The sequence below is a fragment of the Spiroplasma sp. ald genome, assembly GCF_044714355.1.
Taxonomy (GTDB): Bacteria; Bacillota_I; Bacilli_A; order Mycoplasmatales; family Mycoplasmataceae; genus Spiroplasma; species Spiroplasma phoeniceum.
Map to the genome: position 1 here is coordinate 1 of NZ_RXFY01000055.1, position 7212 is coordinate 7212.

5 protein-coding genes are annotated in these 7212 nt (G+C 26.4%); all 5 read left to right on the forward strand.

Annotated features, from left to right (window positions below; translation table 4 throughout):
* Positions 1–228: 228 nt before the first annotated feature.
* The 5 genes from EHU54_RS03570 (at position 229) to EHU54_RS03590 (ending at position 6872) form a co-directional block, all read left to right on the forward strand.
* On the forward strand, positions 229–1035 hold the full coding sequence (locus tag EHU54_RS03570; RefSeq protein ID WP_400248982.1) for a hypothetical protein: 807 nt from the start codon (positions 229–231) through the stop codon (positions 1033–1035).
* Positions 1036–1107: 72 nt separating this feature from the next.
* Complete coding sequence (locus tag EHU54_RS03575) at positions 1108–2742, forward strand: hypothetical protein (protein ID WP_400248983.1); 1635 nt, start codon at positions 1108–1110, stop codon at positions 2740–2742.
* A 179-nt stretch (positions 2743–2921) separates the two neighbouring features.
* Entirely contained in the window at positions 2922–3206 is a 285-nt protein-coding gene (locus EHU54_RS03580; RefSeq protein WP_400248984.1) for a PTS sugar transporter subunit IIB, read from the forward strand.
* Between the two features lie 346 nt (positions 3207–3552).
* Entirely contained in the window at positions 3553–6267 is a 2715-nt protein-coding gene (mgtA, locus tag EHU54_RS03585; protein ID WP_400248985.1) for a magnesium-translocating P-type ATPase, read from the forward strand.
* 365 nt (positions 6268–6632) lie between these two features.
* Positions 6633–6872: a hypothetical protein gene (locus tag EHU54_RS03590; RefSeq protein WP_400248986.1), complete on the forward strand. Its 240-nt coding sequence runs from the start codon at positions 6633–6635 to the stop codon at positions 6870–6872.
* The last annotated feature ends 340 nt before the right edge of the window (positions 6873–7212 follow it).

Genomic DNA, 7212 nt, shown 5'->3' on the forward strand with positions numbered 1-7212 from the left:
AATAAAAGACATAATTAATTAAAATTATAATTTGCTATTAGTATCTTTTTAAAAATATTTACAATTATTTTAATAGGTTATGCAAGAAGTCTATTATTCTTATTCAATTTCTGAGTTTTTTCAAAACCCCAATTTTTTACATGCGACCAACATTGCATTTTTGACAATAAATCTATATAATATTTGCAAATAAGGTAAAATAATTCTTTAAAGGTAAGGTGTAGTAAAATGAACAGGCTATTTGAAATTAATTATATTGATTGACCATTAATATTATTTATTGCTAAGGTATTAGTCTTTTTTGCTGTTGTTTATTTTGCTTCATATCTTACAAATCTTACTGTTTTAAAGAAAAAAACAAAACAAAGTTTAACAATTATCTTTTTAGTTGGAATTCAAACTAGTTTTTATTTTTTACTAATGGATACAACGAATTTATTGGTTCTTCGTAATCTCCTTTCCTTAACAGTTTGCTTAATTAGTTTATGAATCTTAATTGGGAAACAATTGCTTTCTAATTATTATAATGATTCAATTATTTGTCTTTTTTCAATTATATTTAAAGTTAGTTTAATAACAATATTTGCAATTCATAAAGCTAGCATCAAAGGCTCAGACGATATGGTTATTCTTATTTTTCTAGTTTTTATTTCATTTATTGCAACAATATATTTTTTTAAACAATATTGAACAAAATATTTAAAAATTGTCTTAATTAATAAAATTTTAGCTTATATCAATACATTTAAGCCATTTCATCGTGCTTTAAATGAAAATAATATTTCTTTTGTATTATTTTCACAAAATGTTTTTGTTTTAATTTCCCTTGCTTTTTCTGTTAATAGTACAATTATGTTTAAAAAACTTTCATTAATTTTAAAACAACAAAATATTAGGGAAAATTTTAGTTTCATTAATTTATGCGAATTAGATAATGCTATTAAGTCTTTGCAAATGCATATGCTAGTAAATAAACGTAGTGAAAAAGAATTAAAAATTATTGTAAATGGTTATCAACGAGAGTGTTTAAATTAGTATAGTCTTCTAAATGTTATTTTTAATTAAATAAAATTTTACAAGTTAAAAAATAAAAAGGAGATATAAATAATGAAAAAAATTTTAGTTATCTTAAGTAGTGTTATTTTAACAAGTTCACCTGTTTTTGGCTTGAGTGGATGTGCACCTACCCCTGCTGGACACCGTGATATTGATACAACAAGTGGGGCAGATAATGATAACAATGGGGGAAGTGGTGTTGATTATGAAAAAAATCGAATTATTAAACGATTAACTAGTTTTAGTGAATTGTCACCTCTTGTTGTTGATAGTGATGAATACCAAAATGTTAACAATGATGCTGCTTTCAGCATTTTAGAAAGTAAATTTAAAGAATTTAGTGATGATTTAATGCTAACACAAACAAATTTTACGCTTATTGAAATTGCAGAAGATGGAACTGCTCATTATGGAGAATTAACAGTTGTTGCTGATTATAAAGATAAAGAATTAACTAATCCAAAAACAAAAGATTCAAATTTTTTAATTCCTGTTGCTACTAATAATTTAAAATGAACAAATGATACAGTTCAAAAATTAAATAAAAGTATGATGATGGTTTTAACTAAAATGAATCTTCCCTTTCAAGGCACTACCTTAGCAATTGGCAAGATTTTATCGTTGGTTACAACGTTTCATCTTTTTTATAATTTGCCAAAAGTTATTCCAACTTCATTTAATGCGGATGATGAAAATTGAAAAAAATGAGAAGCCTTTGTTAATAATGAATTAATGAATTTACCACTTGCTGATGAAATGCTTAAAAATGGTGAAATTAATGAAACAATAAAGAAAGATCTTTTGTTAGGTATTACTGTAGAAATAAAAATTAAAGCAAAATATCTTAATATTTTAAATAGTTTAGTACCAGATATTATTCATTTCCGTAATTTTGTTCTTGAGAAACGTAAACAACAAAAATCACAAAATTTGATCTTATTACTATTACAATATTTACTTGAAAAACCACGAGAAATTAACAATGATGGGTTTTTAGATGTTAATAAAAATATTCAAAGTACTAAAAATAAAAAAGAGAACCTTCAATTTAGTACTAATTTAGAACATATTTTACATAATTTGTTAGAAGGATGAAAAAGCAAAAGTGGTGAATGGTCAGCTAATAGAACTCCAATTTCAATTGTAGTAAAAGTTGATTGATGAATATCAACTACAACGATTAATATTAAATATGAAAAAATTCCGGCAAGTTGATGACAATTAACATCTGGGACAGAGGGACTTATTGATATTCTTTCTATTGATAAAATTAAATTATTTAGTAACCAATTATTTAATTACGATTTAACAACTGATTTATCAATAAAAGTAAAACTTACTAAGCGAGATTTTAATTTTTCAATTCCACTTAATGGACAAATTAAAAAACTTATACCATCAATATTAAAAATTAGTGGACATAGTAGTGATGCAATTGCTAATACTGCTGTAGAATTAGTTAGTGGATTAGTTCAAATTGAATATCAGAATGAAAAAGGAGGGGCATGAAAAACAGCTACTGAAATTACTGATTTAGCATCAGCACTAGAAATGCGAATTAATATTAATAATATTAAGTTTAAAGTTAAATCAATTAATGATCCGATGATTTTACTTGAAACAACTAATCCGGATTTACATCTAATCTTTATTCCAGATATTGATTCTAAAATTTTGGGGAAATAGCTATTTTTAAAAAATAAAATAGGAAAAGAATACTTTAATTATTAATTAACAGAAGTATTCTTTTTATTTTAAGAAATTATTGAATTAATTTAATGTAATAACATTTTATTGTTATGATTGCATTTTAAATTATAATCAGTATAATTTAAAAAGATTATAAGTAATAAATGGAGGTCTAAATGATAAAAATTTCTTTAATTTGTTCAGCAGGAATTAGTGCTAATCGAATTTTAGATAAGATTAATGATGTTATTGTTAAAAATAATTATGATATGCAATTTTTTGTGATAACACCAGAGCAATTAGATAATAATTACAATATTATTTTATTAGCTCCTCAAGTAGAATATTTATCAACAAAAGTAGTTGCTATTGCGAAGAATAGCAAAGTTGCTGTGTTACCATCAGAATTATATATTAATAATGATTCTAAAGGGATTATTGATTTTGTTAATACGTTATAAGTTCAAATTTTTTGTTAAAAATTTTTGTTTTATTCAATTTTACGATAATTTTTTTAAATAAGGTATATTTGCCTTATTTTTTATGCTAAAATATACAGGTATTATTTTTAAGAAAGAAAGAGTGGTGATTTCTATGCTTGGACAGCAGGAACAGTCCGGACTGTTTTTACAATTAAGCCGGATTATTAAGGGTATCAATTTTTACAAAAGTAATACATTATTTAATATTGTTTCTGACCATCAAGAAGATAATCACCGCAGTTATTTATAATTGCTAATATTTTTAGTTGTGTTAATTTATCTTATTTTGTTGTGTCATGAAACAAAGTAAGAGAGGAAACAAATCATGTTTGGAAAAGATAGAACAAAAGAAGCTTTATTAAAAAAGCTAAGTTTTAATGATAAAAAATTAAAAGCATGTTCAAAACTTAACCAACCTGAATTATTAAACGAATTTAAAAGTAATCAGTTTGGGATAAAGACAGCTGATGTCGAAGATTTACAAAAAAAATATGGACACAATAAAGTAGATACTACTAAATTTAATTGAGTTCTAAACTTTTTTAAATCATTTTTTGGACCTTTTAATTTAGTACTAATTGCGATTAGTATTTATAATTTTTATGAGTATTTTTCAACTCCTATTGCAGAACGGGGAATTGCTGATATTTTACCAGCAATTATTGTAGCAGTTATGATTTTTGCAAGTGGAACAGTTGTTTATATTCAAACAATAAAAGCACATTTTGTAACGAAAAAATTAATTAATATTGTTAGTAATAAAGCAACAGTGATTCGAGATGGCAAGGGATATACTGACATTAATTACGAAAATATGTTTGAATTAATCAAAAAATCAGAAGATATTGATGTTCGTGATTTAGTACCAGGAGATTTGATTTACTTATCAAGTGGGGATATGGTTCCTGCTGATGTTCGCATTTTAGTTAGTCGTGATTTATTTATTAATCATGCTTCATTAACCGGAGAATCAATGCCAGTTGAGAAACATGCAACAACAGATAAGGTTAATTTATTAGAATTAGAAAACATTTGTTTAATGGGTACAAGTGTTGTTTCAGGTAGTGCAATTGCAATGGTTATTCAAACGGGAGTTAAAACATATTTTTCGTCAATTTCAAGTGTATTGCAAGAAAAACGCCCTTTAACTAATTTTCAAACAGGAGTGCAACGAGTAACATTCCTATTAATTATTTTTGTGTTGATTATGGCACCAATTATTTACTTAATTTACTCAGGAACAAAAAGTGATTGATTAGGAGGAATAACATGAACAGCGGCAGCTATTGTTGGAATTATTCCTGAAATGCTGCCAATGATTGTGACAAGTAATTTAGCACGAGGAGCTCGTAAAATGAGCCGCAGTAAATTAGTATTTAAAAATTTAGGGGCAATTCAAAATTTAGGGGCAATTGATGTTTTATGTACAGATAAAACAGGAACTTTAACAAATGATAAAATTGAGTTAATTAATTATGCTAGTTTCGACAATAAAAAAGAACCAGATTTATTGAAATTATTATACTTAAATAGCTATTTTCAAACTGGAATTAAAAATCCACTAGATTCAGCAATTATTGATTATGTTAAAGAAAGTACACATTATTTTGCTCCTGATAAATATCAAAAAGTTGATGAAATTCCATTTGATTTTGAACGTCGTCGTTTAACAATTATTGTTAAAAATGCAGCAGATACAAAATTAATTTCAAAAGGAGCAATTGAAGAAATTATTAATGTTTCAAATAAAATTTATTATCAAAATAAAATTGTTGACTTAGATGATGAAATGAGAAAACAAATCATTAAGACGGTAACTCGTTTGAATGATCAGGGATACCGCGTGTTAGGAATTGGTTATAAAGTTGTTAATGAAAATCAAAAAGTTTATAACATTAATGATGAAAAAGATTTAATTTTTTATGGTTATGCAACATTTTTAGATATTCCTAAACCATCAGCATCAAAAATGGTTAAAGTATTAGCTACTCGTGGTGTTGAATTAAAAATTTTAACAGGAGATAATGCTGCTGTAACGCGTTCGATTTGTGATCGTGTAGGAATGAAAATTAAAGGAATTATTTCTGGGGAAGAATTAGATAAGTTGACTGACTATGAATTAAAACGTGCGGTTGAAATTAACAATGTTTTTGTTAAATTAAATCCAACGGATAAATCACGAATTATTAGTTTGCTAAAAGCGAATAATCATGTTGTTGGTTTTATGGGTGATGGAATTAATGATGTGCCAGTATTACGACAAAGTGATATTGCAATTTCAGTTAATAATGCAACTGATGTTGCTAAGGAAGCATCAGATATTATTTTATTAGAAAAATCATTAGATGTAATTGAACAAGGAATTGAACAAGGACGTTTAACATTTGGAAATATTTTAAAATATATTAAAATAACAATGGCTTCACAATTTGGGAATGTTTTTACTTTAATTATTGTGGCTTGATGAATTCCATTTACGCCAATGTTGCCAGTTCAAATGTTATTTCAAAATTTAATTTATGATTTTTCACAATTTGTGGTTGTATTTGACCGTGTTGATGAAGATTTCTTATTACAACCACAGCGCTGACGTACAAAAGGTATGTTATCATTTACCTTTGTTAACGGCCCAATTAGTAGTGTTTTTGATGTAATAACCTTTATTATTTTGGGGTATGGTTTTGGTGTCTTTAGTGCATATCATGCTGATCCTACTTCGGCAAATGCCGCTTATCATGTTGCAATTTTTCAATCGGGTTGATTTATTGAAGGATTAATTACTCAAACCGTTGTTATGTTAATGTTTAGAACAAAACAAATTCCATTTATTCAATCAAAACCAACTTGACCAGTTAATGTTGCCACAGAAATTGTTGTATTATTAGGATTCTTAATTCCATATGTATTGAACAATGTCTTTCCAATGACAGCACCACCATTAGTATATATTCCAATCGTCATAGGAGTTATTGGAGCGTATTGTATCACTGCTCAATTATCAAAAGTTGGTTATATTAAAGTGACAAAAAATTGATTATAAAATAATTTTAAAAATAATTAAAAGGAATGTTTATTTATGATAATCATTCCTTTTAATTATTATTTTAATGTGTAAACTGTAAAACGAAACGCGCTAAAACAACTTTTATTAAAGGGTTGTTTTTTTATTTGTAAACCCATAATTATTAATTAATTCAGAGAAAGGACAGCATCTTAATTTCTTAAAATAGAAACTTTTTACACAACTTTCTGATACCCTCTTTAAGTTGTTTACACATTTATTAAATATCTCAGAAATCTTTACAAAGTGTACCTGTTTTTCTCCTAATTTAAGGTGTTGTCCTTTCTCTGTTTCAGTTAATTAATTTGCTAATAAAAAAACTTAATAAAAGAAAGGAGTAAGTAATGAAAATTAATAAGCCACAACAAATTTGCGATATTGATAACTGCTATAAAACAATATCATTCATTACTGAAGAATTTTTATCAAATAAAGTTTTATGAACTTGTGAAAAACATAAATATTTATTGAATAAAGTAAAAGATAAAACACAAAAGCGGTTTTATAAACGCTTAGAAAATTCAAAAATTATCTTTGATTATGAAACTGGTTTGTTAAAACTTTGATTTTATAAAACAACTTAATGCAGTGTGGGACGGTTATTTTAAATAACTAAGTGTTTTTATTCCACATAGGCGGTCTAGCCCAGCGGTAATCAGTCCGGAAATAATAGACGCTTTAACAAGCGATAGTCGTGATAAGTCCAAGGTTAATATCAAACGACAATAAACCATAGAGATAGTGACTTTATAAATAAATTTGCGTATAGCATTAGGCTCTTCAAGGTGCAAGTGAATTTATTTTAAAAACTGAACGTTTTGACCTGAAATGGTGCGGGTGAAGAGAGAGAAAACTCTCTGGCTCCAAAAAGAAAAAACAACTGTCTATTATTAGACTTCTTGCATAACCTATTAAAATAATTGT